Origin of the sequence: Azospirillum sp. B2RO_4 (assembly GCF_051124815.1) — a bacterium.
Lineage (GTDB): Bacteria > Pseudomonadota > Alphaproteobacteria > Azospirillales > Azospirillaceae > Azospirillum.
Genome location: NZ_CP118489.1, coordinates 379,842 through 406,007 on the forward strand (window position 1 = coordinate 379,842; position 26,166 = coordinate 406,007).

The 26,166-nt window shown below is 65.7% G+C and carries 23 protein-coding genes; 13 read left to right on the forward strand and 10 right to left on the reverse strand.

The features are described 5' to 3' along the window. Nucleotides 1-13 precede the first annotated feature (13 nt). Entirely contained in the window at nucleotides 14-730 is a 717-nt protein-coding gene (locus tag PWS46_RS25350) for a hypothetical protein (RefSeq protein ID WP_434623627.1), read from the reverse strand. Nucleotides 731-914: 184 nt separating this feature from the next. Between PWS46_RS25350 and PWS46_RS25355 the strand changes: the two genes are divergently transcribed. From PWS46_RS25355 to PWS46_RS25365, 3 genes are all read left to right on the forward strand, one after another. Continuing rightward, nucleotides 915-1,058 carry a hypothetical protein gene (locus PWS46_RS25355; RefSeq protein WP_434623629.1) on the forward strand — a complete coding sequence of 48 codons (144 nt, stop codon included), beginning with the start codon at nucleotides 915-917 and terminating at the stop codon, nucleotides 1,056-1,058. A 14-nt stretch (nucleotides 1,059-1,072) separates the two neighbouring features. Further along, complete coding sequence (locus tag PWS46_RS25360; RefSeq protein ID WP_434623631.1) at nucleotides 1,073-1,591, forward strand: DUF2442 domain-containing protein; 519 nt, start codon at nucleotides 1,073-1,075, stop codon at nucleotides 1,589-1,591. Between the two features lie 451 nt (nucleotides 1,592-2,042). Next, a complete protein-coding gene (locus tag PWS46_RS25365) occupies nucleotides 2,043-3,335 on the forward strand; it encodes a hypothetical protein (protein ID WP_434623633.1) in 1,293 nt (430 codons plus the stop codon). Between the two features lie 424 nt (nucleotides 3,336-3,759). On the opposite strand, the gene PWS46_RS25370 is transcribed toward PWS46_RS25365, so the two are convergent. Next, complete coding sequence (locus tag PWS46_RS25370; RefSeq protein WP_434623634.1) at nucleotides 3,760-5,160, reverse strand: replication initiation protein; 1,401 nt, start codon at nucleotides 5,158-5,160, stop codon at nucleotides 3,760-3,762. Nucleotides 5,161-5,870: 710 nt separating this feature from the next. Further along, nucleotides 5,871-6,623, reverse strand: coding sequence for a TSUP family transporter (locus tag PWS46_RS25375; protein ID WP_434623636.1), 753 nt, complete (start codon nucleotides 6,621-6,623; stop codon nucleotides 5,871-5,873). Nucleotides 6,624-6,739: 116 nt separating this feature from the next. Here PWS46_RS25375 and gcvA point away from each other — a divergent pair, with 116 nt between their 5' ends. The 3 genes from gcvA to PWS46_RS25390 all read left to right on the forward strand — a co-directional run bounded on the left by gcvA (nucleotide 6,740) and on the right by PWS46_RS25390 (nucleotide 10,090). Then, nucleotides 6,740-7,615 carry a transcriptional regulator GcvA gene (gene gcvA / locus PWS46_RS25380; RefSeq protein ID WP_434623638.1) on the forward strand — a complete coding sequence of 292 codons (876 nt, stop codon included), beginning with the start codon at nucleotides 6,740-6,742 and terminating at the stop codon, nucleotides 7,613-7,615. Nucleotides 7,616-7,903: 288 nt separating this feature from the next. Continuing rightward, nucleotides 7,904-9,112: an MFS transporter gene (locus tag PWS46_RS25385; protein WP_434623640.1), complete on the forward strand. Its 1,209-nt coding sequence runs from the start codon at nucleotides 7,904-7,906 to the stop codon at nucleotides 9,110-9,112. A gap of 24 nt (nucleotides 9,113-9,136) precedes the next feature. After that, the gene (locus tag PWS46_RS25390; RefSeq protein WP_434623643.1) at nucleotides 9,137-10,090 is read left to right on the forward strand and encodes an aldo/keto reductase; all 954 of its coding nucleotides are present in this window, start codon (nucleotides 9,137-9,139) and stop codon (nucleotides 10,088-10,090) included. 21 nt (nucleotides 10,091-10,111) lie between these two features. Here PWS46_RS25390 and PWS46_RS25395 read toward each other — a convergent pair whose 3' ends face one another. The 3 genes from PWS46_RS25395 to PWS46_RS25405 all read right to left on the reverse strand — a co-directional run bounded on the left by PWS46_RS25395 (nucleotide 10,112) and on the right by PWS46_RS25405 (nucleotide 14,597). Beyond that, the gene (locus tag PWS46_RS25395; RefSeq protein ID WP_434623645.1) at nucleotides 10,112-11,482 is read right to left on the reverse strand and encodes a chloride channel protein; all 1,371 of its coding nucleotides are present in this window, start codon (nucleotides 11,480-11,482) and stop codon (nucleotides 10,112-10,114) included. Between the two features lie 136 nt (nucleotides 11,483-11,618). Next, entirely contained in the window at nucleotides 11,619-11,816 is a 198-nt protein-coding gene (locus PWS46_RS25400) for a hypothetical protein (RefSeq protein ID WP_434623647.1), read from the reverse strand. A gap of 525 nt (nucleotides 11,817-12,341) precedes the next feature. Next, on the reverse strand, nucleotides 12,342-14,597 hold the full coding sequence (locus tag PWS46_RS25405; RefSeq protein WP_434623649.1) for a right-handed parallel beta-helix repeat-containing protein: 2,256 nt from the start codon (nucleotides 14,595-14,597) through the stop codon (nucleotides 12,342-12,344). Between the two features lie 407 nt (nucleotides 14,598-15,004). Between PWS46_RS25405 and PWS46_RS25410 the strand changes: the two genes are divergently transcribed. Continuing rightward, entirely contained in the window at nucleotides 15,005-15,490 is a 486-nt protein-coding gene (locus PWS46_RS25410) for an acyl-CoA thioesterase (protein WP_434623651.1), read from the forward strand. Nucleotides 15,491-15,553: 63 nt separating this feature from the next. Then, nucleotides 15,554-15,979, forward strand: a complete 426-nt coding sequence (locus PWS46_RS25415) for an Lrp/AsnC family transcriptional regulator (protein ID WP_085091967.1) — start codon at nucleotides 15,554-15,556, stop codon at nucleotides 15,977-15,979. Nucleotides 15,980-16,001: 22 nt separating this feature from the next. On the opposite strand, the gene PWS46_RS25420 is transcribed toward PWS46_RS25415, so the two are convergent. From PWS46_RS25420 to PWS46_RS25430, 3 genes are all read right to left on the reverse strand, one after another. Next, nucleotides 16,002-16,148 carry a hypothetical protein gene (locus PWS46_RS25420; protein ID WP_434623654.1) on the reverse strand — a complete coding sequence of 49 codons (147 nt, stop codon included), beginning with the start codon at nucleotides 16,146-16,148 and terminating at the stop codon, nucleotides 16,002-16,004. 55 nt (nucleotides 16,149-16,203) lie between these two features. Beyond that, the gene (gene pyk / locus PWS46_RS25425) at nucleotides 16,204-17,628 is read right to left on the reverse strand and encodes a pyruvate kinase (RefSeq protein WP_434623656.1); all 1,425 of its coding nucleotides are present in this window, start codon (nucleotides 17,626-17,628) and stop codon (nucleotides 16,204-16,206) included. Between the two features lie 203 nt (nucleotides 17,629-17,831). Beyond that, the gene (locus tag PWS46_RS25430; RefSeq protein WP_434623658.1) at nucleotides 17,832-18,737 is read right to left on the reverse strand and encodes a MurR/RpiR family transcriptional regulator; all 906 of its coding nucleotides are present in this window, start codon (nucleotides 18,735-18,737) and stop codon (nucleotides 17,832-17,834) included. A 210-nt stretch (nucleotides 18,738-18,947) separates the two neighbouring features. Between PWS46_RS25430 and PWS46_RS25435 the strand changes: the two genes are divergently transcribed. The 4 genes from PWS46_RS25435 to PWS46_RS25450 all read left to right on the forward strand — a co-directional run bounded on the left by PWS46_RS25435 (nucleotide 18,948) and on the right by PWS46_RS25450 (nucleotide 22,046). Further along, nucleotides 18,948-19,742 carry a transporter substrate-binding domain-containing protein gene (locus tag PWS46_RS25435; protein WP_434623660.1) on the forward strand — a complete coding sequence of 265 codons (795 nt, stop codon included), beginning with the start codon at nucleotides 18,948-18,950 and terminating at the stop codon, nucleotides 19,740-19,742. Between the two features lie 220 nt (nucleotides 19,743-19,962). After that, nucleotides 19,963-20,637 (forward strand): amino acid ABC transporter permease, encoded by a 675-nt coding sequence (locus PWS46_RS25440; protein WP_434623661.1) that lies wholly within the window; start codon nucleotides 19,963-19,965, stop codon nucleotides 20,635-20,637. Further along, on the forward strand, nucleotides 20,630-21,280 hold the full coding sequence (locus PWS46_RS25445) for an amino acid ABC transporter permease (protein ID WP_434623663.1): 651 nt from the start codon (nucleotides 20,630-20,632) through the stop codon (nucleotides 21,278-21,280). The genes PWS46_RS25440 and PWS46_RS25445 overlap by 8 nt, the downstream gene beginning before the upstream one ends. Further along, nucleotides 21,267-22,046: an amino acid ABC transporter ATP-binding protein gene (locus tag PWS46_RS25450; RefSeq protein WP_434623665.1), complete on the forward strand. Its 780-nt coding sequence runs from the start codon at nucleotides 21,267-21,269 to the stop codon at nucleotides 22,044-22,046. Before PWS46_RS25445 ends, PWS46_RS25450 begins: the two co-directional genes overlap by 14 nt. Before the next feature lie 290 nt (nucleotides 22,047-22,336). Here the strand turns inward: PWS46_RS25450 and PWS46_RS25455 are convergent, their stop codons facing one another. Continuing rightward, nucleotides 22,337-23,056: a hypothetical protein gene (locus tag PWS46_RS25455; protein ID WP_434623667.1), complete on the reverse strand. Its 720-nt coding sequence runs from the start codon at nucleotides 23,054-23,056 to the stop codon at nucleotides 22,337-22,339. Between the two features lie 618 nt (nucleotides 23,057-23,674). On the opposite strand from PWS46_RS25455, the gene PWS46_RS25460 reads away from it, so the two are divergent. Beyond that, the gene (locus tag PWS46_RS25460) at nucleotides 23,675-26,038 is read left to right on the forward strand and encodes a cellulase family glycosylhydrolase (protein ID WP_434623668.1); all 2,364 of its coding nucleotides are present in this window, start codon (nucleotides 23,675-23,677) and stop codon (nucleotides 26,036-26,038) included. Nucleotides 26,039-26,166: the final 128 nt, after the last annotated feature.

Consider the following 26,166-nt stretch of genomic DNA (forward strand, 5'->3'; position numbering starts at 1 on the left):
CGGCCCGCATGCCTCACAGACGGCCGAAGGCGGCCTTTCCGCCCTGACGTTCCAGCGCCGAGCCGAGGTTGGGATAGGGATCGTCGGGGTTGAGGGTCCAGGGATAGACACCCTTCGGCCCGGTCGATTCCGGGCGGGCCAGAATGGCGGCGACGGCGCGCGGATCGGGCGGGGTACGCTCCCGGATGGCGCCGGGGATGTCGTCGTCATCGTCCAGTTCGGGGACGATCTCGGCGGACGGGTCGGCAGACAGGTCTTCCGACGGCTGCCGGGTTTGCGGTTGTCGAGCCGGCTGGGCTCCGAGCCCGTCGAGGATGCCGAGCCGGTCGAGGATGCCGAGCCGGTCGAGGATGCCGAGCCGGTCGGCCAGCCAGCGCACGGTCGACGGATCGCCGGAGGAAACCAGCCGCTCGATCTGCTCGACAACCAGACTGCGCAGCGACGACAGGCGGAGGTCGGCCTCGCGGCTCAGGGCCTGCCGCTCCCACCAGACCCTGTGACGGAAATCCTTGGAGCCGTAATAGGCCCGCCACAGGGTGGTGCGGCTGCAGCCCATGGCGCGGGCGACATAGAGGAAGCTGCTGCCGCGCGCCAGCATGCCGGCGGCCATGATCCATTGCTCCTCATGGAACTGCGAACCGGGAACCAGCGAGCCTTCGGACGGCACCGGCGGCTCCTCGGCCCAGAGGGGGAAATGGTCGTTCTGAAGGGTACGGCTGTCGAGGGGCATGGGGTGGCTCCGCAGGATGATGGACGAGGTGCGGAGAGGTTATAGGAAAGTTGTCTTTTCGTGGCGCGTTTTTGCGAAATCCGTTGCGAGCCAAACGGGCGGGCCGTTGCGTGACCTTCCGCCCACCTTCTACGGCTTCACACAAAGCTTGTGTTCCTCACACCCAATATTGGGAGCATGTTTAGTGGCTCGGCGGCGGAGGCGCGATAGGTACGCCGGCGACCTGCCCACCGCCATCCGCAAGGAGGTCCAGAGCTGGGCCGCCGCCAACAAGGACCGGCTGGTGAGCGAGTGGAACGCCTGGAACCCCACCATCCCCTTCGCCTGAAAGGAGGCGCGCCCATGATCCCGCCCGTCCTGCCGCAAGGCCCCCGCAAGGTCCCGCGTCTCGCCGCGGTCGCGCCCGCCGCGGGTGCCGTCCTGGCGCTGACCTGGGACGACGGTCGCGTCGACCGCGTCGACCTGACCGGCTGGCTGGAGTCCGGACACCCCTATTTCCACCAGCTGCGTGACCCTGCCGTGTTCGCCTCCGCCCGTCTGGTCGATGCCACAATGGTGGAGTGGAACGGCGACGAGGATCTGGCCATCGACAGCATGCACTTGGCGCTGCTGGCCGAACAGCAACGCCCCTTCGGCCAGCCCGAACTGATCGCCTGGCAGAATCGCCACGACCTGTCCAACCAGGAGGCGGCCGATCTGGTGGGGGTGCATGTCAACACCTGGTCGAACTGGCGCACCGGCGCCACCGCCGTGCCGGCGATGCTCGGCATCGTCTGTCGCGCCTTCAGCCGCGATCCCCTGCTGTTCGCCGCCCGCTACCGCCCCCGCCGGCCCGGCCGTCCGCCGGCAGCGGCCGAATAGGGGAAGGACATCCTGCCGGCGGTCGGCTGCGGCCGTCGTAATGCTGTAACGAAAGGGAGAGCTGGAGCGCTGCTCAATCAAGGTCATGCGCTCTGTGCGACCGGATCAGCCATTGGCGTACCGGCGGAAGAACTGAGCCGCAGTCCGCGCCTCATAGGATGATGACACGTAGGTGCTCAGATAGATTGTGGTTTGAGGACATAGTAAGAACATGCGCTTTAGTTGCTCATAGGGCCATTTTGTCATAGCCTACGGTGCCTGTTTTACGTGGAGGCAGCGATAGACTGCATAATCCAAGCGTAGCAAACCGAATACGTGTATATCCTCCCATAAATGGTGGGGCGGATATGGTGTTGCAGAAATGGGAGGTCGAGCGGTTAGTGGCTTGGTTTAAGAGTAGCCCGATGCATTGGGGCGAAGTGCGGCATGAAGAAATTGAAAGGATAGAATCATGAAAGAAATTGGTTGCGTATACTACCCGTACTCCCGTCCAAAAAAGTTTATTACGCTAAAAAAATCGGCACTGTTATTTGATAAAGTTTCATTTTTGGACGGACAGCCAACATTTATAAGAAAAGAAATTGCGATCATTGAGGCAAATGATCATCAAGAAGACCAGCGTGAAGTTGATAGAGTTTACTCAGCCATCGAAAAGCTAGAAGAGGAGGGGATAGCTCAAACGCTGGATGCGGCAGTGGTCGCAGAGAGCCTCGGGGAATACCTGACAGAGAATGTCGTATATGACGTGTCAGACAATGAATTCTGTAAAATGGCAATGGAGGAGGATGTTTCTACGTGGCGAATCCAAGGGAGCCGTCTACCGAAGGGGTTTGTAGGCGCATTCTATCCTGGGGCTGGGAGGTTCTCCGAAGCAATTTCACTACAGTCTCTTATAAAATCAAAAGGAACTCTTGATAATGTTAATGAGAGCATAAAGAGTTTTGCTGAGTTTCGATGGAAAAACCTTCCAAAGGACCGCCACCTTGAGGTCTTTCTTTCGAGCTTCCGCTATGTCATCGGCGGAAACCCTCACGCGAAGCATATTGAGCTTGAGGCATATCAAGTTCCACATCTACAGGCTGCAAGCCTTCGCATCAACGAAGCTCTTCTTGTTGCAGCAGCTCAAGGGCTCGTACCTTTTACCGATAGCACTCATCATGACAGGCTTCTTCGGCGAAAGGTTGCTCGAACATTGGGGGATGCTTCAACCGACGGGACTTTGAAAAAAGTAATCGATGGTCTAGAGTCGCAAAAAGACCTTGAATCCCACCTAACATTGTTTCTTGTAGATAAAGTTGTCTCGCCGGAGAGGTTGGCTGAAATGTCTATCGACGAGATTCTGCGCTATCGTAATAAATTCGAAAAAGCAAGAAGTCGCCTGCGGGAGCGCGTAGAAGAAATCGCGTATAGCTTGCGCGAACATGCGTATTCTGAAAAATTAACTGATCAGCTTGACCGCATAATTAACGAAAAGGTTCAGCCCGTGCTTCTTTCAGCACGCGAAGAAATGCAATCTAATTTCGAAGAGGCGGTTGGAAAGGTGTCCGCCCATACCATAGCCGCCATGCTTTCATTCTTGGCGGCGACGCACTTCAATGGCATGGATGCTTGGCAAATATTGGCGGCAGGCGCCGCTGCTGGAGGTGCGCTGATATCCACTAAGGGCGTTGATGACCTATTGGAATTGTGGAAGTCAAATCGCAAGGTACAACGACATGGCTTCTCCTATCTTACGAGTCTTTAAGTGTGAATAGCGCGTCCACTTGATGAGCCGCCCTCGCATTGGCACACCAATTCTCGGATGAACACTTCAATTGGTCCGCGCCTGACGCTCGTTTAGCTTTGTTGATGCTGGCGATGATGCGGTCGAGATCGACGGTTCAAACGAGGCGCTAGGCCGTCTTGTTGTGCTCGGCAATGAAGCGATGGATGGTGGACTCGGTAGAGGGTGAGAGATAGCGCAAGAATCCCGAACCGCATGGTTCCTTGGATCACCCCTCACCCTTCCCACCGCTTCGCGGCGGGCCCCGATGTCGCTCGCAAGCCTCGCGACCGCATTCCGCCTAAGATCGCCTATCGGCGCTCTTCCGGCCTTCGGCCGGCGGCTCCACGCCCTCTCCCGGGGCGGGAGAGGGGATTGTCCGGACAGGCACGCCTACCCCCAATCCTTACGTCTCGGGGGAGGCCGCCTTCGCCGCCTTCGGCTTGCGGGCCGCGACCTCGAAGGCGACGTCCTCGATCATGCCGGCGGTCAGCGAGGACAGGGCCGACTTCAGGCTCGGCCAGTGGTTCATGCGGGCGGTGTCGGCGACGGCGGCGTTCTTGGCCTTCAGGACGAGGCGGCGGCCGCCCTGGGGGGCTTCCTCCACCCGTTCCGGTTCCAGTTCGGCCAGCAGCGGGGCGGGGACCTTGCCCTTCAGGGCGTGCAGGACGGCGGCCCACAGGGCGGTCACGTCGTCGGCGTCGGGCAGCGGGCCGAGATCGGCGAGGCCGGAGTCCACCGGGTCGGCGGGGGCGACGGTGTCGACCTTGCCGATGCGGCGGGCGCGGCGGCCGGCGCTGTGGCGTTCGCGCTCCAGATAGGTCTCGGCCGCCTCCTCCTCGTCCTTGGCGTCGAAATCGAGGGTCACCGCCTCGATCTTGCGGCCTTTCCGCTTCATCTTGTCTTCCGGCATGCTGACGCGGAAGGGGGCGAGCTGGTTCACCTCGGAGATGGCGCGGTCGATGGTGCGGGTGCGCAGGATGCCGAAATCCTTGTAGGCGCCCTCCGGCACGTTCATCAGCTTGCGCAGCGTGTCGATGTCCAGCTCCAGCGACGGATAGTCCATCTGGTAGCGCTGCATGCCGATCTCGTAGAGCTTCAGCGCGTAGGTGCTGGTGACCTTGACCATCGCCGGCCCGGACAGCTTGGCCCACAGCTGCGACGAGCGCTGGATTTCCAGGAAGGCGTCGGTGAACTGGAAATGGATGTCGGCGGCGTCGCTGTCCTCCTCCTCCTCCGGCCGGACATAGCTGGAGAGGATGCGCAGCTCGGCGCGCGACCGGCGGCCGCGGAAGGGGCCGATGACCACGAGGCTGGAGTCGAAGATCTCCTTCAGCGCGTCGAAGATCCGCTCGTTGCCCTTGTGGTTGCCGCGCACCACGCGCTTGGGCAAGCGGTAGAGCTTGTTGGCGAAGTTCTGGCTGCCGGCCAGATGGATCATGAAATTCAGCATCTTCTGCGCCGGCAGCGACAGGCGCGTGCCGTTGGCCGGATAGCTGTAGACCGCCTCCGCCGCCTTGATCAGATGCTTGTAGCCGTCGCGCTCGAAGGTGGCGCTGGCGACGCGGGCGGTCAGGCCGGCGACCGGGGCCGCGGATTCTGGGCCGACCGCCGGCAGAGTGGCCGCGGCACCGTCGCCGTCGATCACAGCACCGCCGGCCAGATCCTGCGGACCCAGAACGACGAGATTCGGAGCGGCGGTCTTCGCCGTACTGGCCGTGTTCGCCCTGGTGGGCGCAGCCGCGTCCGACGGGACGGACTCCTCCGTCACCGCACCGCGCGCCTTCCTGCGCCCCGTACCCGCCATCGCCGTCCTCCCGCGAAATCGAGCGAGGCTAAATCAATCCTTACCCCAAAAACAAGTAAGGAAAGGGTCGTGCCGAAGAATCCCGATCATCCTTACACCCTGGGGGCGGAACCCTTACGCCCCGGGGGGTGTGCGACTCGCCCCCACCCGGTAAGGCTGTTTCCCCCACCCTGTAAGGAAGATTCGATGCGACTCGCGGACTCTCCTTGGGATTCGCGCCGACGAATCCTCTTAAAAGGGAAAGGGAGAGGCGAGCGCACGCTAAGTGCCGGATCTGCCAGCGCTTCCCAAGTGCGAATCTCAGCCGGACAGACCGGTGGGGAGGCCTTCATGGTGCGAATCGCGGCGACTCGAGTCTGCGGAGCGGGGTTATGGGAGGTGCTCTATCCTTACTGCCTGGGGGCGTTCAGGCATTTTTGCTGTTCGGGGGTCGGTGGACAAGCGCAATCCTTACGGCTTGGGGGCACCCAATGCCGGATCCAGGCCCCCAGGAGGTAAGGATGGTGGGAGTCTGCGGAGTTGAGAGTCCGATTCTGGAGCGTGTCAGGAGTCTCAAGGGCTTACCCGCCCCCAGGATGTAAGGAAGCCCGCCCCCAAGCCGTAAGGATTGGAGAGACGGGCTTTGCGACGGCTTCGGGGCGGGATCTGGCCCCCAGGGAGTAAGGATGGAAAAAAGGAATGGGATAAACAGTTGATTTAAAATGCATTTTTCAATGTGCCGCCAGCAGGAACAGGCCCTGGCCGAGATAGACGCCGGCGGTTCCCATCACCAGATAGCGGCTCCACAGGCGGAACTGGGCGTCGCTCATGCGGTCCAGAACGCGGCGGGAGAGATTCGTGCCGAGCAGGGCCATGGCGATCGACATCAGGATCACCGTCCACTCCACAGTCTCGTCGGCGCTGCCGGCCACCAGCGGGGCGAAGTAAGCGATCTTGACCAGATGGCCGACCGACTGGATGGCGGCCTTGGTGGCGACCACGCTCTGGCGGGTCATGGTGCTGCGGATGAAGAAGGCGTCGAGCAGGGGGCCGGAGATTCCGGCGAGCAGCTGGATGCCCATGCAGAGGAAGCCGCCCAGCAGGCCATGCAGCGGCTTCTGCGCGTTCAGCGCCCAGCGGGCGGGGATGGCGAGCGCCAGGAAGGGCGTCAGTCCCAGAATCAGCAGCGAGACCGCGCGGTCGGGCACGGCACCGGCCAGGGCGAACAGCAGGCCGGCCACGGAGCCGCCCAACGCGAATCGCAGGATGATCGGCCAGACCACATGGCGCCGCCACAGCCATGCCCGCCAGCCGTTGGAGGCGAACTGGGTCACGCCATGCAGCAGCATCGCCGACGGCACCGGCAGCAGGATCAGCAGCAGGCCCATCAGCACCATGCCGCCGGCCATGCCGAACAGGCCCGACAGAAACGAGGTCACGAGAACGGTGAGGCCAAGCCCCACCATCAGCGGAAGCGTCAGCATGATCTGCCTGAATGTCGGAGATGATGGGGAAAATTCGCACGCGCGCGGTTGCGCCGCAAACGGCATTGTTCGATGCTCAGCCTCAGGAAAAGTTGGGGTGAAGTAAGGATGAGACCATGCGCCGACTGCCCTCGCTGAACGGCCTGCGCGCGTTCGAGGCGGCGGCGCGCCATGGCAGCTTCACCGCGGCGGCGGCGGAGCTGCATGTCTCGCAGGCGGCGGTCAGCCGGATGGTGAAGCTGCTGGAGGAGCGGTTGGGCTTCGCCCTGTTCGACCGGCGGGCCAACGCGCTGGTGCTGACCGAACGCGGGCGGGCGCTGCAGCCGACGCTGACCGACGCCTTCGACGGCATCGCCCGGCGGGTGGAGCAGGTGTCGGCGATGCGGGCCGGGCCGGTGCTGACGGTGGGGATGGGGGCGACGGTGGCGGTGCGCTGGCTGATTCCGCGCCTGTCGAGTTTTCATCTCGCCCATCCGGAGATCGAGGTGAGGATCGCCACCGGCGGGGCGGGGGCGCCGATGAACGACGATTGGACCTGCGCCGTCCTGCTGGGCGACGGCCAGTGGCCGGGCTATGAGGCGGAGCGGCTGTTCTCCTCCAGCCTGCAGCCGGTCTGCGCGCCGCGGCTGGCGGCGGAACTGCGACGGCCGGCGGATCTGGCCGGTGCCACCCTGCTGCATGTGTCGCATTGGGGGGAGGACTGGCCGCGCTGGCTGGCCGCCGCCGGGGTGGCGGATTCGGGAACAAGGGGGCTGTCCTTCGGCAGCTATGCCATGACCTTGCAGGCGGCCATCGACGGCGTCGGGGTGGCGCTGGCGCCGAGGCTCTATATTTTGGACGACATCGCCGCCGGGCGGCTCGCCACGCCGTTCGGGCTGGCGGTGCCGATGGTCCATTCCTGGTATCTGGTCTGTCGCGCCTCCCGCCGCGACGATGCAGGCTTCGCACCGTTCCGCGACTGGCTCTATGCGGTGTGCGCCGAGGTGGGGTGAGAGGTCGTGGGTTTTTATGCTTCGTATCGGATCTCATCACGAGCTTCCTTCGACCGTCATTCCCGCGAAGGCGGGAATCCAGACGTTTCAGCCGCTTCATCGCGGAGCTTCCTGGATCCCCGCCTTTGCGGGGATGACGGCCGAGAAAAGCCGATAGAAACTTACAAGCTCTGAAAAGACGCATGGCCGGGCGGCGCAAATGACCGATGCGCGGGCCGCAGGTGCCGACTTAGGCTGCGCGCTGTTTTGTGCCCGTTCCAAGCAGTCACGACCCTACAGGACCGCGCGATGCCGCCCACCGCTGTTCATGCCACCGAAGACGCTGCCCACCCTGCCCTGTCCCGCTCGCTCGTCGTGCTGATGGCGCTGGCCTGCGGCGTGGTGGTGGCCAACATCTATTATGCCCAGCCGCTGGTCGGGCTGATCGGGCCGGCGGTCGGGCTGTCGCCGGAGACCGCCAGCCTCGTCGTCACCCTGACCCAGGTCGGCTATGGCGCCGGGCTGGTGCTGCTGGTGCCGCTGGGCGACCTGCTGGAGAACCGGCGGCTGGTGGTGGCGACGCTGTGCAGCACGGTGGTGGCCCTGCTGGTGGCGGCGGTCGCCCCCACCGCCTCGCTGTTCCTGACGGCGGCCTTCCTGATCGGCGTCACCTCCGTCGCCGTGCAGATGCTGGTGCCGCTGGCCGCCCACATGGCGCCGGAGGCCTCGCGCGGGCAGGTGGTGGGCAATGTGATGAGCGGGCTGCTGCTGGGCATCCTGCTGGCCCGCCCGGTGTCGAGCCTGATCGCCGACAGCCTGGGCTGGCGCGCGGTGTTCGCCCTGTCGGCGGTGGCGATGGTGGGCTTTGCGGTGCTGCTGTGGCGGGTGCTGCCGCAGCGGCGGCCGAGTGGGCAGTCCAGCTATGGCGCGCTGCTGGGGTCGCTGGGGCGGCTTCTGGTGCGGACGCCGGTGCTGCAGCGGCGGACCTTCTACCAGACCATGATGTTCGCGTCCTTCAGCCTCTATTGGACCTCCGTCCCGCTGCTGCTGATGGGGGCGCCCTTCCATCTCAGCCAGCGGGGGATCGCGCTGTTCGCCCTGTCGGGGGCGGCGGGCGCGCTGGTCGCCCCCATCGCCGGGCGGATCGCCGACCGCGGCTGGACCCGGCCGGCCACCGGCTTCGCGCTGGCGATGGCAGCCTTGTCCTTCTTCGTCGCACGGGCCGGGGAGGGCTCCATCGCGCTGCTGGTGCTGGCCGGGCTGCTGCTCGACATGGGCGTGCAGATGAACATGGTGCTGGGGCAGCGCGCCATCTATTCGCTGGGGGCGGAGACTCGCAGCCGGATGAACGCCATCTATATGGCGATCTTCTTCCTGGGCGGCGCGGCGGGCTCGGCGCTGGCGGGCTATGCCTTCGCCGTCGGCGGCTGGGCGCCGGTGACCTGGATCGGCTTCGCCTTTCCCGCCATCGGCCTGCTGTTCTACCTGACCGAATTCCGTGGGCGGCACGCCGCCTGACCTGATATCCGAGGAGACGATGCAATGGATCAACGCCCGCTTGGCCGCAGCGGCCTGACGGTGTCCCCGCTCTGCTTCGGCGGCAACGTGTTCGGCTGGACCGCCGACGAGGCCACCTCCTTCCGGCTGCTCGACGCCTTCGTCGATGCCGGCTTCAACTTCGTCGACACCGCCGACGTCTATTCGGCCTGGGCGCCCGGCAACTCCGGCGGCGAGTCCGAGACCATCATCGGCAAATGGATGAAGAGCCGCGGCAACCGCGACCGCATCGTGCTCGCGACCAAGGTCGGGTCGGAGATGGGACCGGGCAGGAAGGGCCTGTCGCCGGCCTGGATCCGGACGGCGGTGGAGGATTCGCTGCGCCGGCTGCAGACCGACCGCATCGACCTCTACCAGTCCCATTGGGACGATCCCGAAACCCCGTTCGAGGACACGCTGGGCGCCTACAAGGAGCTGATCGACCAGGGCAAGCTGCGGGCCATCGGCGCATCCAACCTGACGGCGCCCCGCCTGCGCGAGGCGCTGGCGGTCAGCGCCCGCACCGGCCTGCCGCGCTACGAGACGCTGCAGCCGGAATACAACCTCTACAGCCGCGAGGGCTACGAGGCGGAACTGGAGGGGATTTGCCGGGAGAACGGGTTGGGCGTCATCACCTACTATTCGCTGGCCGCCGGTTTCCTGACCGGCAAGTACCGCTCGGACGAGGATGCCGGCAAAAGCGCGCGCGGCGGCGGGGCGGTGTCGAAGTATCTGAACGAGCGCGGGCGGGCGATCCTGGCGGCGCTGGACGAGGTCGCCGGACGGCATGGGGCGACGCCGGCCCAGGTGGCGCTCGCCTGGCTGATCGCGCGACCCTGCCTGACGGCGCCCATCGCCAGCGCGTCGAAGCCGGAGCAGATGGGCGACCTGATCGCCGCCGCCAATCTGCGGCTGGAAGTCGAGGACATCTTGCGGCTGGATCGGGCGAGCGCTTATTGAGGGACGCCCAGGGAGAGGGCGTTAGGGAGTGGGGATCGCGGCGGCTTTGGGCGGGGCCGGCTTGCCGGCCGCGTCCGTCTTCAGCACCGCCAGGAAGGCGTCGGCCATGGCGTGATAGACCGAATGCGGGCAGACCAGCCGGGACAGGGTGGTGGCGAGCGCGGCGCTCAGCATCAGCGGCAGCAGCATCTCGGGCGAGGCGCTCATCTCCATCACGATGACGACGGCGGTCAGCGGCGCCTGCACCACGCCGGCGAAATAGGCGACCATCGACAGCAGAACCACGGCGCCCAGCGAGCTGTCCGGCAGCAGCCCGCCGACGATGGAGCCGATGCCCGCCCCGACCGACAGGGAGGGCGAGAAGATGCCCCCGGGAATGCCGCAGATGCCGGACAGCACGGTCGCCAGCAGCTTTGCCGGGGCATAGTACCAGGGCAGCGTCTCCACCCCGTCGAGCACGGCGCGCGCCTGCTCGTAGCCGGTGCCGAAGGTCAGGCCGCCGGTGACGGTGCCGATTACGGCCAGGGCCAGCCCGCAGACCAGCGCGACCACCACCGGGCGGCGGGCCACCCGCCCGCCGAGGCCGCAGCGGATCCAGCGCGTCAGGAACAGCAGCAGCGAACTGAACCCGCCGCCGGCCAGACCGCCGACGATGCCGGTCGCCAGCACCGCCTTCCAGTCGTGCCAGCTGGCCGAGGCGGCGGTGTGGCCGAAATAGGCGTAGTTGCCGAGCATGGAGACGGCGACCAGACCGGCCGCCACCACCGCGATCAGCACGAGGCTGCTGGTCCGCTTCTCGAAGCTGCGGGCCATCTCCTCGATGGCGAAGACGATGCCGGCCAGCGGCGTGTTGAAGGCCGCGGCGACTCCCGCCGCCCCGCCGGCGAGGATCAGCCCCGGCTCCCGTCCCAGCCCGGCGAGGGAGCCGGCCAGCAGCATGATCGAGGCGCCGACCTGCACCGTCGGCCCCTCGCGCCCGATAGAGGCGCCGCAGGCCAGCCCGACCAGGGTCAGCAGGATCTTGCCCACGGCGATGCGCGGCGACAGCAGCCGGCGCTTGGCCGCCGGATCCTGGACATGGCGTGCGGCGATGGCCTGGGGAATGCCGCTGCCCTGCGATCCCGGCACGACCTTCAACGCCACCCAGGCCGAAAAGGCCAGCCCCAGCGGGGTCAGCAGGAAGGGCAGCCAGGGCGATGCTGACTCCGCCAGCCGGAACAGCTGCTGGGCATAATCCGCGGCGACGGCGAACAGCACGGCGACCAGCCCGACCGCACCGGCACCGGACCAGAACAGCAGGCGGCGCCGCCAGTTCCTGGGTGACATCCAGACATGGCGGGGCCGGCGCAGCCGGTTGGGCAGCGGGTGGTGCGGGCGATTGGCAGAAGGCATTGGATGGGGCCGGAAGCGGGGGAAAAGGACGGATGAAACGGCAGGGGGCCGAGTTTAGGTCCGTTTTTCTCCGCAGGTCCAGCCACGCTCGCGCAGATCTGGCCCGAATAAGCCGATAATGCGCGAAAAACCGGCTTTAGCGGCGGGCTGTGCTGCCCGGATGGGGATGTTGGGGGCGGGTGGAGCGGCCGCGGGAGGCGATGGCGGCGCCCTGCAGGGTGCGCTGGCTGCGGCGCGCCTGCGCCTGTTCGACCTCGCGCCGGAAGTTGGGGCCGAGAGCCTCGTAGGCGGCCTTCAGCTCCGGGTCCTTCATCCAGAATTCCTGGCGATCCATGGTTTCCTCTTGAATTGGCTGGCCGCCGGCCGAATGCCGGGCAGACCTGCGGCATGCCGCCCCTGCGGAAGTTGCATCGCGGGCGGGTCATCCGATGTTTTTTTCGGGATGACGCCCGCCTTCCTTTTCGAAGGCGGGGTCAGCATGACAACTGACAGGTTGGGGTGGCTGGTCTTCACTTCAAGATATGCCCGGTGTCGGATCGGGCGACTTTCTGAAAGCCATAACGCCCTGTTCACCCCAAGGTTCCAGCCGGGTCTCCCTCGGCCGCAGGTTCTAGGACCGGGAGATCTCCCTCTCCCCCCGGGCAGGGCAATCGCATATGGCAATCATGATCCTATACAAGGAAGCACGTCATTCCCGCGAAGGCGGGAATCCAGGCTTTTCCATCAGATCCGCCTTGCGAACTCTGGATCCCCGCCTTCGCGGGGATGACGGAGGTCCCTTCCAAGGAATATGAGTCGCATAAGCGATTACCCTCTCCCCGCGGGGGAGAGGGGATCGCTCGTCGTTGGTGAGTGTGGATCAGGCCAGCAGGCCGATGTCGCCATAGGCGATGTGGTCGAAGCCGTGGGCGTAGACCGGCGAGGTCGACGACAGGCTGAAGTCGTCCGCACCCGGATTGACGAAGCCCGGGTTCAGCATCATCGACCCCTTGTCGTAGCCGGCGGCCTGCCAGTTCGACAGGGTGCCCCAGGCGCCGCTGGACATCACCTGCGGCCAGGCGTCGAACTCCTTCTCGGCGGTGTTCAGGCTGCTGTAGAAGTTGTCGTGCAGGTTGCCGACATTGGCCGGGCCGTAGATGTGGACGGCCGTGCCCTCGCGCACGTCGATGACGTTGCCGGAAATGTCGTTGCCGGTCATGGCGTGACCCTTCCAGCCGCTCCAGGCGACCGGCTGCTGCAGGCCGATCTGGGCGCCGCTGTTGCCGGCGATCACGTTCTCGGTGACCGTGTTGTTCCAGCCGCCATGCAGGAAGACGCCGCCGATGTTGTCGTGGACGACGTTGCCCTTCACCGTGGTGCCGCTGGTCCAGTCGTCGAGATAGATGCCCCAGCTCGCCACCTGCCCCGTGGGATTGGTCGCGGTGGTGCCGGACACGTCGTTGTTGATGACGGTGTGATTGGCCAGATCCTGCTGGCGGTTGATCAGGTAGATGCCGCCGCCGTCGTTGGACTCCAGGTTGGCGTTGATCACCTTGTTGTAGGAGATGGTCACGCGATAGGCGGCGTCGCTGCCGTCGGTCTGGACCGAGCCGACCGCGATGGCCTTCTCCGGCGAGTTTTCGATCTGGTTGTGGGTGACCTTGACGTCGGAGCTGCCGTTGACCCAGATGCCGGCGTCGCCGCGGTCGGCGGCGTTCGGGTGCCGGATCAGGTTGTCGGAGACCAGCGTGGCGTTGGAGCCGGCCTTGACGAAGATCGATTCGGCGCCGGTGTTGTCGAACTGGTTGCCGGTGACCTTGCTGTTGGCGCTGTTCTGCACCGTGATGCCGTAGCCGCCGCCCTTCACCACATTGTTGGCGAAGGTCAGGCCGGCGGCGTTGTCGGCGAAGACGTAATGGCCGGTGGTGACGCCGTCGGCGAAGGTCAGCCCTTCGATGGTGACGTTCTTGGCGCCGCCGAGGCCGAAGGACACCGACGCCGAAGAGCTGCCGTGGATCACCGCCTTCTCGTTGCCGTAGCCGGCGAAGGTGACGCCGGAATCCTGGGCGTTCAGCCACACCCCGTTCTGATGGTAGTCGCCGCCGCGGATGTAGGTGGTGTCGATGTTCGGATCGGCGCGCATCGCGCTCTGCGCCTTGGCGAGGCTGGCGAAGGGACCGTCGGTGCCGTCGGCGTTGGGGGCGGCCAGCTTGCCCGACCAGCTGTCCTTGCCGTTGGTGGCGACGTAGAAGGCCGGGCCGGTGGGGGTCGGATTGGTCGGCGTCGGGTTCGTCGGGGTGGGGGTGGTCGGCGTCGTCGGCGTGGTCGTGCTGCCGGCCGGGAAATCGGAGGCCGGGGCGTTCAGCACCAGCGTGCCGTTCCACCACATCCCCTTCTGGCCGGCCACCACGTCCTTGCCGTCGAGCGCGCCCTTGTCATAGGTGACGGCGCTGCTGGTGGAGGCGTAGCTGTGGCCGTTGATGGAGATGCTGTTGACGGTCAGGCTGCGGTCCTGGCCGTTGATGATCGCATCGTTGTCGTACTGGACCTGCACCTTGTGCGCGACATTGTCGGCGGCATCGGTGGTGAAGGTGAAGTTCTTGGCGGTGGTGCCGGCGGTGCCCTCGCCAATCTGCTTGCCGTCGACCAGCACCTTGAAGTGGGCGTTGACGCCGCCCGCCGCGGTGCCCGACGCGTTCACCACGATGGTGTCCTTGCCGGACGCGGGCGTCGCGGTGACGGCCGCGGGGAAATAGCTCTTGTCGGCGTTCACCACCAGCGTGCCGTTCCACCACATGTTCGACTGGCCGGCGGCGACGTCGCGGCCGTCGAGCGCGCCCTTGTCGTAGCTGACGATGCCGGCGGTCGGCGCGATCGTCTTGCCGCCGATGCTGATGCTGTTGACGGTCAGGCTGCGGTCCTGGCCGTTGATGACGGCATCGTTGTCGTACCGGATCTGCACCTTGTGCGCGGTGTCGGCGGTCAGCACGGGCGTGAAGACGAAATCCTTCGCCGTCGTGCCGGCGGTGCCCTCACCCACCTTCTGGCCGTCGACCAGCAGGGTGAAATGGGCGTTCACGCCGGCGGCGGCCTTGCCCAGCGCGTTCACGACGATCTTGGTGGAGGTGGTGGCCATCGGTTCGGTGTCCTCGCCTGATGTGCCCCGGGGCATGCCTGTGCCCCTGGGGTCTGATGTCCGTTTTGGGCCTGAACCCGGATGCCGGCGGAGGATGGCGAGGAGCGGCGGGATCTTTGTGTGATGTTTTCCCTTAAAAGCGCCGAATCTGCGACAAATTGTGGCTACTCCCGCCGTGGGCCGATTCGCACGATGGTCGTGATTGCAGTGCAGCATTTCCGCAACAGCGAGCCGTGCGAAAATTGCGGCTTTCCCGTATTCCTGCAGGAAGCCGTTGAACGAAAGGTGCTTTTCCCGGATTGTTTGGAATGGCCACAACTGTCTGCCGCCGGAACGAGACGCGGTGACCGCAGGGCTCCGGACCCCCATATGTCCGGTCGCCGAGCGGAACGAGGATTGACTGAGAGATGCACGAGTACAGCGAGCGGCAGCGCCGCGCCGTCGAAGACCCCAGCCACCGGCCGCTGCCGCCGGGCTGCTTCCGGGTGCAGCGGCCCATTCGCTTTTCCCACTGCGACCCGGCCGGGATCGTCTATTTCCCGGTCTATTTCGACATGTTCAACGGCGCGGTGGAGGACTGGTTCACCCAGGGGCTGGACATCGATTATGCGACGATGATCCTGCAGCGGCGGCTGGGCCTGCCGATCGTGCATGCCGAATGCGATTTCGTGATCCCCAGCCGCATGGGCGACACGCTGACGCTGGGCGTCCTGCTGGAACGGCTGGGCCGCAGCTCGCTCAAGCTGCGGATCAACGGCGAGCATGAGGGGCAGGTGCGGCTGTCGGGCAGCCTGACGGTGGTCACCACCTCGCTGGACGATTTCGCCGCCGTGCCGATCCCCGACGACATCCGCGCCGCCATGCAGCGCTATCAGGCGGGTTGCGACGCGTAAGGGGGGCAGCTATCACAGCGGGGACTGGGCTTAAGTCGCCCTGCCCTGCTGTAACGGACCTCCATGGACGACATCGACCGCCGGCTGATCGATCTGTTGACGGTGAACGCACGCACCAGCACGGCGGCGCTCGGCCGCGCGCTGGGGCTGTCGCGCTCCACCGTGCAGGACCGCATCGCCCGGCTGGAGCGGCAGGGGGTGATCGCCGGCTATACCGTGAAGCTGGGTGACCCGGCGCCGCGGCGCGGGGTGTCGGCGCTGGTGATGATCAGCGTGAACGCCCGGCTGGCCGACCGCGCCGTCCATGCTCTGCGCAAGATGCCGGAGGTGATCCGGCTGCACAGCATCAGCGGCCAGTATGATCTCTGCGCCACCGTCGGCACCGAGACGCACGACGCGATGGACGCCGCGCTGGACAGCATCGGCCGGCTGCCCGGCGTGGAGCGGACGATGTCGTCCATCGTGCTGTCGACCAAGATGGAACGGTAGATCGGATCGCCACTCCGATCCGTCAGAGCCTGTAAGTCTTCAGACGGTACTTTTCCACCGTCATCCCCGCGAAGGCGGGGATCCAGGAATCTTTGCGGATCAGCCGGTGAACCGGCTGGATTCCCGCCTTCGCGGGAATGACGGCCGAGAAAACTTTCGCTGCCAGCATATTCAACGGATCAGGATGTGCCCCCATCCGGTAAGGACGGGGACTCTCCCTGCCCTCACGCCTTGCCGTCCATGTGGATGACGCGCAGGTTGTTGGTGGTGCCGGCCTGGGCGAAGGGGATGCCGGCGACGACGACCATGGTGCCGGTCTTGCCGGCGAACTCCTCCGCCCGCGCGGTGGAGATGGAGCGGTCGACCATTTCCTCGTAGGTGCGGATGTCGTCGGACAGCACGCTGTGGGCGCCCCACAGCAGGCAGAGCCGGCGCGACACCGCCCGGTCCGGGGTGATCGCCAGGATCGGCACTTCCGGCCGTTTGCGGGCGATGCGCGCCGCGGTGGTGCCGCTGGAGGTGAAGGCGACGATGGCCGAGGAATGCAGGTTGTTGGCCAGATCGGCGGCGGCGGCGGCCACGGCGTGGGGCGGGCTGTGCTCCTCCCCCGGATGGGTTGCCTGGATCAGCGAGTGATAGAGCTTGTGCTGCTCGGTGGAGCGGATGATGCGGTCCATCATGGTGACCGCCTCGACCGGATACTGGCCCGACGCCGATTCGGCCGACAGCATCACCGCGTCGGCGCCGTCATAGATGGCGGTCGCCACGTCCGACGCCTCGGCCCGTGTCGGGGTCGGGGCGGAGACCATCGAATCGAGCATCTGGGTGGCGACGATCACCGGCTTTACCGCCAGACGGCAGGCGCGCACCAGCTCCTTCTGGCGGCCGGGCACGTCCTCGTGCGGGATTTCGACGCCGAGGTCGCCGCGCGCCACCATCACCGCGTCGGACAGGCGGATGATGTCGTCGATCCGCTCCAGCGCCTGCGGCTTCTCGATCTTCGCCATGATGCCGGCACGGTCGCCGATCAGGCCGCGGCCTTCCAGGATGTCGCCCGGCTTCTGCACGAAGGACATGGCGACCCAGTCGACGCCCAGCTCCAGCCCGAAGGCGAGGTCGGCGCGGTCCTTCTCGGTCAGGGGCGACAGGTCGAGCACGGTGCCGGGAAGGTTGACGCCCTTGCGGTTGGAGATGGTGCCGCCGACGACCACGCGGGCCTCGATCCAGTCGTCGCCCAGATCGGTCACCTCGACGCGGACGCGGCCGTCGTCGATCAGCAGATGGTGGCCCGGCATGATGGCGGCGAAGATTTCCGGGTGCGGCAGCGGGATGGCGCGCTTGTCGCCCTCGCTGCCATTCAGCACGAAGCGGATCTGGTCGCCGGTGGCGACGGTGATCTTGCCGTCGCGGATGGTGCCGACGCGGATCTTCGGACCCTGGAGATCCTGCAGGATGCCGATGGGGCGGCCGACCTCCGCCTCCAGCTCGCGGATGGCGCGGTGGACCTTGGCGTGGTCGTCGTGGGTGCCGTGGCTGAAGTTCAGCCGGAAGGTATCGACGCCGGCCAGGAACAGGGTCTTCAGCATCTCGGGCGAGTTGCTGGCCGGTCCGACGGTGGCGACGATCTTGGCGCGGCGATGACGGCGCATGTGGTTCCGGCCGCGGGGGCCGTCCTCTGTGGCTGGGCCGTCCGGTGCGCCGACGGGACGGCGGCCACCTTGGAGGGACGGCGGGGTGACTGGTCTGCAGCGGAACGGCCGGAGCGGGCAACCGGTTGGGGTAGCCCGCCGACTGTTCGCGTGCCTGAACAAGGTGTCGCCATCGCCGCCGGAAAGCAAGGCGGCAGGCGGGCTTAGAGTTCTTCCAACTGCTCGTGCAGGTCCTCGATGGCGCGGATGCGGGCGCGGCCGGCGGCGCCGGTCAGGGGGATCAGTTCGGCGGCAAGGGCGTGGATCACCGCCAGGGCGGCGACATGGGTGTCGAGCGCGGCCAGGCTGCGCGTCTCGCAGCGGAAGGTCAGCGGCGGCGGCGGGGCCTCCAGGGCGGAGTGGCTGTCGGCAATCAGGATGGTGGGAATCGCGCGCTCCCGCACCGTTTGCAGCAGGCGGACGATGGCCGGCGGGCGGCGGCGGATGCCGACCAGGAACAGCAGGTCGCCGGAGCCCGGATTGCCAGGACTGAGGTCGGCCAGCGTCTCCGCCATCGTCTCGCCGGAGGCCGCCAACTGGTGGACCTCGCCGCGCACCTGGATGAACTGCCAGCGGGCATAGCCGGCCAGGAAGGCGCTGTTGCGCGCGCCGCAGACCCAGATCCGGCGGGCGTCGGCCAGCGCACGGGCGGCCTGGGCCAGCAGCGCCGGGTCGGTCTGGCGGGCGGTGGCGGCGAGTGCCTCGGCGCTGCGCTGGAAATGCGCCTCCAGGGGAGCGGGGCCGGCGTCGGAGGCCGGAGCCGGGCCGCCGGGGGGCAGCAGGAACAGGGGGGAGCCCCAGTCGCCGCCGCGCCGGGCGGCCAGCCGTGCCTCCTCGAAACCGGCATAGCCGAGGCGGCGGACCAGACGCGACACCGTCATCTTCGACACGCCGGCCCGGCCCGCCAGCTCGGTCGCCGAATAGCCCGACAGCTCGCCCGGACAGGCCAGGATCACGTCGGCGAGCTGCCGCTCCAGCGGGCTGAGGTCGCCGTAGCGCTCGCGGATGCGCGCGGTCAGGGACGGCTCGGCGCCGTCGCTTGGGGGGCTGGAGTGGTTTGCCTGTTTCATAGGCTGATCGCCTCGTGGTTCCGGCATTTGCATAAAAAATCAGCTTCTGGAGTTCGGCCAATGTGACGTTACAGACGTAACGGATTTTGCCTGTGGCGGGATAATCGTAACATTTCCGTGCTTTGGCCCATATCGGAATTCATAGGACGGACGTGGCACGCCGATTGAAAAGGAGGGGGTCATCGTCCTTCGCTCTGGAGATCAGGTGCCATGCGGTTCGCAAAGATTCTGGGTGCTCTCGGCCTTGCAACGGCGGTTCTGGCCGGGGGTCTGGCCCCGACCCATGCAAAAGCCGACGCGCTTGAGCGCATCGCCAAGGAAAAGGTGCTGCGCGTCGCCGTTCCGCAGGACTTCCCGCCCTTCGGCTCGGTCGGCACCGACCTGAAGCCGATCGGGTACGACATCGACGCCGCCACCCTGATCGCCAAGGAAATGGGCGCCAAGGTCGAGCTGGTGCCGGTGACCAGCACCAACCGCATCCCCTACCTGACCACCGGCAAGGTCGATCTGGTCATCTCCAGCCTGGGCAAGAATGCGGAGCGCGAGAAGGTCATCGACTTCTCCACCGCCTACGCCCCCTTCTACAACGGCGTCTTCGGCCCCGACGACATCAAGGCGGAGAAGCCGGAGGACCTGGACGGCAAGACCGTCGGCGTCACCCGCGGCTCGGTCGAGGACATCGAGCTGTCGAAGATCGTGTCGGACAAGGTCACCGTCCGCCGGTACGAGGACAACAACGGCACCATCTCCGCCTTCCTGTCGGGGCAGGTGCAGCTGGTCGCCACCGGCAACGTGGTCGCCGCCGCCATCTTCGAGCGCAACCCGCCGCGCCAGCCGATCATGAAGTTCCTGATCAAGAACTCCCCCTGCTATGTCGGGCTGAACAAGAACGAAGGCCCGCTGCTGGAGAAGGTCAACGCCATCATCGCCAAGGCCAAGGATGACGGGTCGCTGAACGACATCGCCAAGAAGTGGCTGCACGCGCCGCTGCCGAAGGATCTGTGAGCGGCATTTTGCCCCTCCTGGGGATCCCCCCTCTCCCCCCCGGGGAGAGGGTCGGGGTGAGGGGGATGCACAGGGTGGAGTAAGGGGGAACAGACAGCGCACGATGCTTGAAGATCCTCGCCGCGCGTCCCCCTCACCCTAACCCTCTCCCCGGGGGGGAGAGGGGATCATTCCCGATCCGCAATGTTCCGGCATCTTCAATCCGGCACGGGACCACATCATGGCCTACAGTTTCGATTTCTCGTCCCTGTTGGACTACACGCCCGTGCTGGTGGACGGGGTGGTGACGACCATCGGGCTGACGGCGGTCAGCACGGTGCTGGGCGTCGCGCTCGGCATCGGCGGGGCGGCGGCGCGGACCTCCTCGGTCAAGCCGCTGGCGGTGGTGGTCGGCGCCTATGTCGAGCTGATCCGCAACACGCCCTTCCTGGTGCAGCTGTTCTTCATCTTCTTCGGGCTGCCGTCGCTGGGCATCAGGCTGGCGGAATGGCAGGCGGCGGTGCTGGCGATGGTGGTCAATCTCGGCGCCTATTCGACCGAGATCATCCGCGCCGGCATCGACGCCACGCCGAAGGGCCAGATCGAGGCCGGGGCCAGCCTGGGCATGACCGGGCCGCAGATCTTCCGCTATGTCGTGCTGGGGCCGGCGATGGGGAAGATCTGGCCGGCGCTGACCAGCCAGATCGTCATCGTCATGCTGGGATCTTCGGTCTGCTCGCAGATCGCAGCGGAGGAGCTGAGCTTCGCCGCCAACTTCATCCAGTCCCGCAACTTCCGGCCCTTCGAGGTCTATTTCCTGGCGACCGCGCTGTATCTGGCGCTGGCGGTGGCCCTGCGCTGGATCCTGAGCCTGGTCGGCGGACGGATGTTCGCCAAGGGGGTGTCGCGTGCTTGAGTTCACCCTGTGGGACATCCTGTCCAACCTGCTGCTGGCGGCGCGCTGGACGGTGCTGCTGTCGCTGATCGCCTTCGTTTCCGGCGGGGTGGCGGGGCTGCTGCTGCTGCTGGCGCGGGTGTCGCCGGTGCCGCCGCTGCGCGTCGCGGCGAAGCTGTTCATCGAGGTGTTCCAGGGCACGCCGCTGCTGATGCAGCTGTTCATCGTCTTCTTCGCCCTGCCGCTGATCGGCATCGAGACGACGGCCTGGACCGCCGCCGCCGTCGGGCTGACGCTGTTCACCGCCGCCTATCTCGCCGAGATCTGGCGCGGCTGCGTCGAGGCGGTGCCGAAGGGCCAGTGGGAGGCGTCGGCCAGTCTTGCCATGACCTTCGGCGAGCAGATGCGCCACGTCATCCTGCCGCAGGCGCTGCGCATCGCCGTGCCGCCGACCGTCGGATTCTCGGTGCAGGTGGTGAAGGGCACGGCGGTGACCTCCATCATCGGCTTCGTCGAGGTGACGAAGGCCGGAACCATGATCACCAACGCCACCTTCCAGCCCTTCCTGGTCTACGGGTTGGTCGGGCTGATCTATTTCGCCCTGTGCTATCCGCTGTCGTTGTCGGCCAAGGCGCTGGAAAGGAAGCTGAATGTCGCCCGTTAAGACACTCCCCGCCGGTGGGCCCGCCACCGGCCGGCCTCTGGTTAAGCTCTCCGGCATCCGCAAATCCTTCGGCCCGGTGGAGGTGCTGAAGGGCGTCGACATGGCGGTGGAGGAGGGGCAGGTCGTCGCCATGATCGGCCGCAGCGGATCGGGCAAGAGCACCCTGCTGCGCAGCATCAACGGGCTGGAGCGCATCGACGGCGGCGTCATCGAGGTCGACGGCGAATGCGTCGATCCCGGCCAGATCGACCTGCGGGCGCTGCGCCAGAAGGTCGGCATGGTGTTCCAGCAGTTCAACCTGTTCCCCCACCTGACCGCCGGCGAGAATGTCATGCTGGCGCTGAAGGTGGTGAAGAAGCAGGACAAGGCCACCACCCGCGCCGCGGCGGAGGCCGCGCTGGCCAAGGTCGGGCTGGGCCAGAAGTTCGACGCCTACCCGTCGCAGCTGTCGGGCGGCCAGCAGCAGCGCGTCGCCATCGCGCGGTCGCTGGCGATGGCGCCCAAGGTGCTGCTGTGCGACGAGATCACCTCGGCGCTCGACCCCGAACTGGTGGCCGAGGTGCTGGGGGTGGTGCGCAAGCTGGCGGAAGAAGGGATGACGCTGATCCTGGTGACGCACGAGATGCGCTTCGCCCGCGAGGTCTGTGACCGGCTGGTCTTCATGCATGGCGGCCGGATCATCGAACAGGGACCGCCGGCCGAGTTGTTCGACCGGCCGGCGACGCCGGAACTGGCGCAGTTCATCGGCATGGTGGAAGCACGCTGAGCGGCGCGCCCTGGCCTTCCGGCGTCTTTTCCCGGCCCCCTGGGGAATCGCATCGGGGAAGCTTGATCATACACAGGGAAGCACGTCATTCCCGCGAAGGCGGGAATCCAGCCACATCCGCCGCTGATCTGCAGGGTTTCCTGGATCCCCGCCTTCGCGGGGATGACGCAAAGTCCCTTTTGCTCCAGAAGCTTATCAATGTCTGGAATTGTGTGAATGCCATGGCGCCTTCGCGGGGATGACGAAAGTCCATTCATCGGAAATTCGCTTCCTGATCCCCTGCCCCGGTCTCAGTGCTTGCGCACGCCGAGGTCCATCAGGGCCTTGCGCAGGCCGGACGCGGCGGCGGGGCTGGGGACGGTCTGGCGGAAGAAGGCGTAATAGCTCCGGCTGAGGGCGGCGGCGGACTGGCCGCGCGCTGATGCCGGAGCGACGCGGTAGATCTCGTACAGGGCGTGGCCCAGACCGCCGTCCAATTGATACTTCATCTTGATGTTCATGAAGCGCACCGGCCCCAGGATGCGGCGGACGCTTTCCTCCGACTGCTTGGCGTAGATGATTTCCGGCACGTTGATCTGGATTTCCGCCGGACGGCCGTTCGACGTGCGCACGAAGACCGTGGTCGAGGAATAGCCGCAGGGATCGGCGTCGGCCCCCACCTCCTTCACCTGGATCAGGCCGCGCCCCTGCGAGGCGGTGAAGGCGCGCTTCAGATCGACCAGCACCGAACGGCAGTCGGCCAGGGTCGGCACGATGATGGTCATGCGCGCCAGATCCTTGATGGAATGCCAGTCGCCGTCATAGTCCATGCCGACCTTCTGGGACGCGCGCTCCTCGCTCTTGATCGGGGCGGCGGAGATGACGCCGCGGTATTTGGCGGCGATGGACTGGCCGACCTGCTCGATCTCCGCCTTCGACGCCGCGGCATCGGCGAAGACGCCCGTCTTGATGCGCGACTGCGCCGCATCCCTGATGCTGTTCAAAAAGGCGGCGTGCGTGCCGGTGGCCATGGTCCCGTTCCTTCGCAGGCGATCGATTCAACCCATCATACGGCGTCGCTGGCGGCGGCAAAGTGACGACCGTCACTCGAAAGATTTGGGTATAAAAGGAATATAATCAGCAAATTAATCTCTTAACGAACCCGGCGGGCGTGGTTGTGCGCTCACGGATGTTAACTTTTTTGCGAACGATAATGGTCGGTCGCGAATTTGGCTTACTCCCATGGCTGTAATCCCACGTGACAGACACCTATCAATCAAGTGTACGAATGGGTAAGTATATTTGGCAAACATATGGGATCGTTCAGCGGTATTTTTGAAAGAATGATGCGTGAGCGTGCCTATAGCCGCGGATTGTCTGGTCTATGTCTTTTGAGATCATCTTGAGAAAATCAGTGAAAGCAAAGCGGATACTGATGTGATGAAAAGAAGACTATGGGTTTGATCGCAAAACCTGTGACCAAGATGGGGTATAGTTTGCTGATCTGACTCCCCCCTCTTGAACGACCCTGTGATCGGCTGGGCCAAATTTGCCACAAGCTTCGAGAAAAGTTAAACGGACTTGGAAAGGTTTCGTTAACCATTGAAGCCCCAGCATGGCTTCAACACAACGGACATAGGATTGAAGTCATGAGCACGACCACCGCGCCGAGCAAGATCGTCGTCAACGCCTACGGCCAGTCCCAGGATGGCGTGGCGCCGCATTTCAAGCTTCTGGTGGATGGTCACGAGGTCGGTTCGGCCAATGCGGCCGCCACCTCGTCGAAGGCATACAGCTTCACCGCCGACCTTGCGGCGAACACCGCGCACACGGTCCAGGTCGTCTACGACAACGACACCGTGAACGCCGCCAATCGCGACCTCTATGTTCAGTCGATCGAGGTGAACGGCCACACGCTGAAGCCGACCGACGCCGTCTATGAGCGCCATGACGATGCCGCCCCGGCGCCGACCCAGGCCGGCCAGGACGCCATGTGGTGGGACGGCGCGCTGACCTTCAAGACCCCCGCCAGCCATTACGCCGCCCCGGTGGCCGCCGCTCCCGCCGTGCCCGCCGCCGGCACCGCGCAGAACGTCATCACCGTGAACGCCGCCGGCAATGCGGCGGGCGGCGAAGGCGCACACTTCACCGTGCTGGTCGACGGCAAGCAGATCGGCGAGGGCACGGCCACCAGCCCGGACGCCAAGGACTTCAAGTTCACCGCCGATCTGGCCCAGGGCACCGCCCATGCGATCGAGGTGAAGTACGACAACGACGCCGTCATCGGCGGCAGCGACCGCAACCTGTACGTCCACAGCGTCGGCGTCGACGGCAAGACCGTGGCGGCGACCGACGCCGCCATGTCGGTCCACCGCACGGCCGACGGTGCCGAACTGGGCGCCACGAGCAACCTCTATTGGGACGCCACGCTGACCGCCAAGCTGGACGCCAGCCATTTCGCGGCCACGACCAGTTCCACGGGCGGCTCGACCGGCGGTTCCACCGATGCCGGCAAGGGCGGCAGCAGCACGGGCGGCGGCACGAACGTCTCCACCGGCGGTTCGACGGGCGACGCCTCGCTGTCGCTGAAGGTCGGCAACGTCACCGTGTCCGATCCGGGCATGGTGCAGAGCAGCGGCTCGATCAACGGCTTCCTGCACACCAACGGCAACCAGATCGTCGATGAAAGCGGCAACAACGTCCGCCTGACCGGCGTCAACTGGTTCGGCGGCGAGGGCTACAACTATGTGCCCGCCGGCCTGTGGGCCGACAGCTACCAGGGCCACATCGACAGCATGAAGGGCCTGGGCTTCAACGTCATCCGCCTGACCTGGGCCGACGACATGTTCGACAGCGACGCCGTCACCAACGGCATCGACTATTCGAAGAACCCGGACCTGAAGGGTCTGACCCGCCTGCAGGTCTATGACAAGGTCATCGATTACGCCGGCAAGGTCGGCATGAAGGTGATCCTGGACCACCACCGCAACGACGGCGGCGCCGGCACCAACGAGCATGGGCTGTGGTACACCGCCAACAACCCGGAATCGACGGTGATCGACCACTGGAAGATGCTGGCCAAGCATTATGCCGGCAACGACGCGGTGATCGGTGCCGACCTGCACAACGAGCCGAGCGTGACCGCCACCTGGGGCGACGGCAACCAGGCCACCGACTGGGCCGCGGCGGCCGAGCGCATCGGCAATTCGATCCAGACCGTGAACAAGGACTGGCTGCTGCTGGTCGAGGGCACGGAGTGGAGCAGCACGCTGGCCGGCGTGAAGAACCATCCCATCGAGTTCGACGTGCCGAACAAGCTGGTCTATTCGCCGCACGCCTATGGCCAGAGCGTCGGCAACTTCAGCTGGCTGACCGACAGCAACTTCCCCAACAACCTGCCGGCCCAGTATGACGGGATGTGGGGCTTCATCTATAAGAACAACATCGCCCCGGTCCTGATCGGCGAGTTCGGCGGCCAGATGCACAGCGCGGCCGAGCAGACCTGGGCCAACGCCTTCGTCAAGTACATGAACGGCGACTGGAACCTGGACGGCAAGAGCGACCTGCCGGCCGGCCAGCAGGGCATGAACTGGACCTATTGGGCGTGGACCCCGGAATCGGGCGATGTCGGCGGCCTGCTGAAGGACGACTACAAGACCATCGACAGCACCAAGATGAACATCATCAAGGCGGGTCTGGCCTCCAGCTCCGGCCACTCCGGTTCGGTGCCGGGCAGCGACGAGGCGGTCTTCACCGTGCAGCTGGCCAAGGCGGTCACCACCGCCACCACCATCGACTACTCGACCGAGGACGGCACCGCCAAGGCCGGCAGCGACTACACCGCCGCCCACGGCAGCCTGACCTTCCAGCCGGGCGAGACGAGCAAGACGGTCTCCGTCCACATCAACGGCGACAACGTCACCGAGGGCACGGAGAACTTCCTGCTGCACCTGACCCACGGCACCGCCAACCTCGGCACCGCCACGGGCTACATCACCGACCACGCGGCGTAACGCCGGGCGGTCAGCGCTGAAAAAAGGCCGGTCCGCGTCGAAAGGCGTGGGCCGGCTTTTTTCGTGTTTTTGGGCGCGTGTTTCCCGTGGTGCGTTTAATGTGAAACGCACAAAGCCTTGAAACGGGA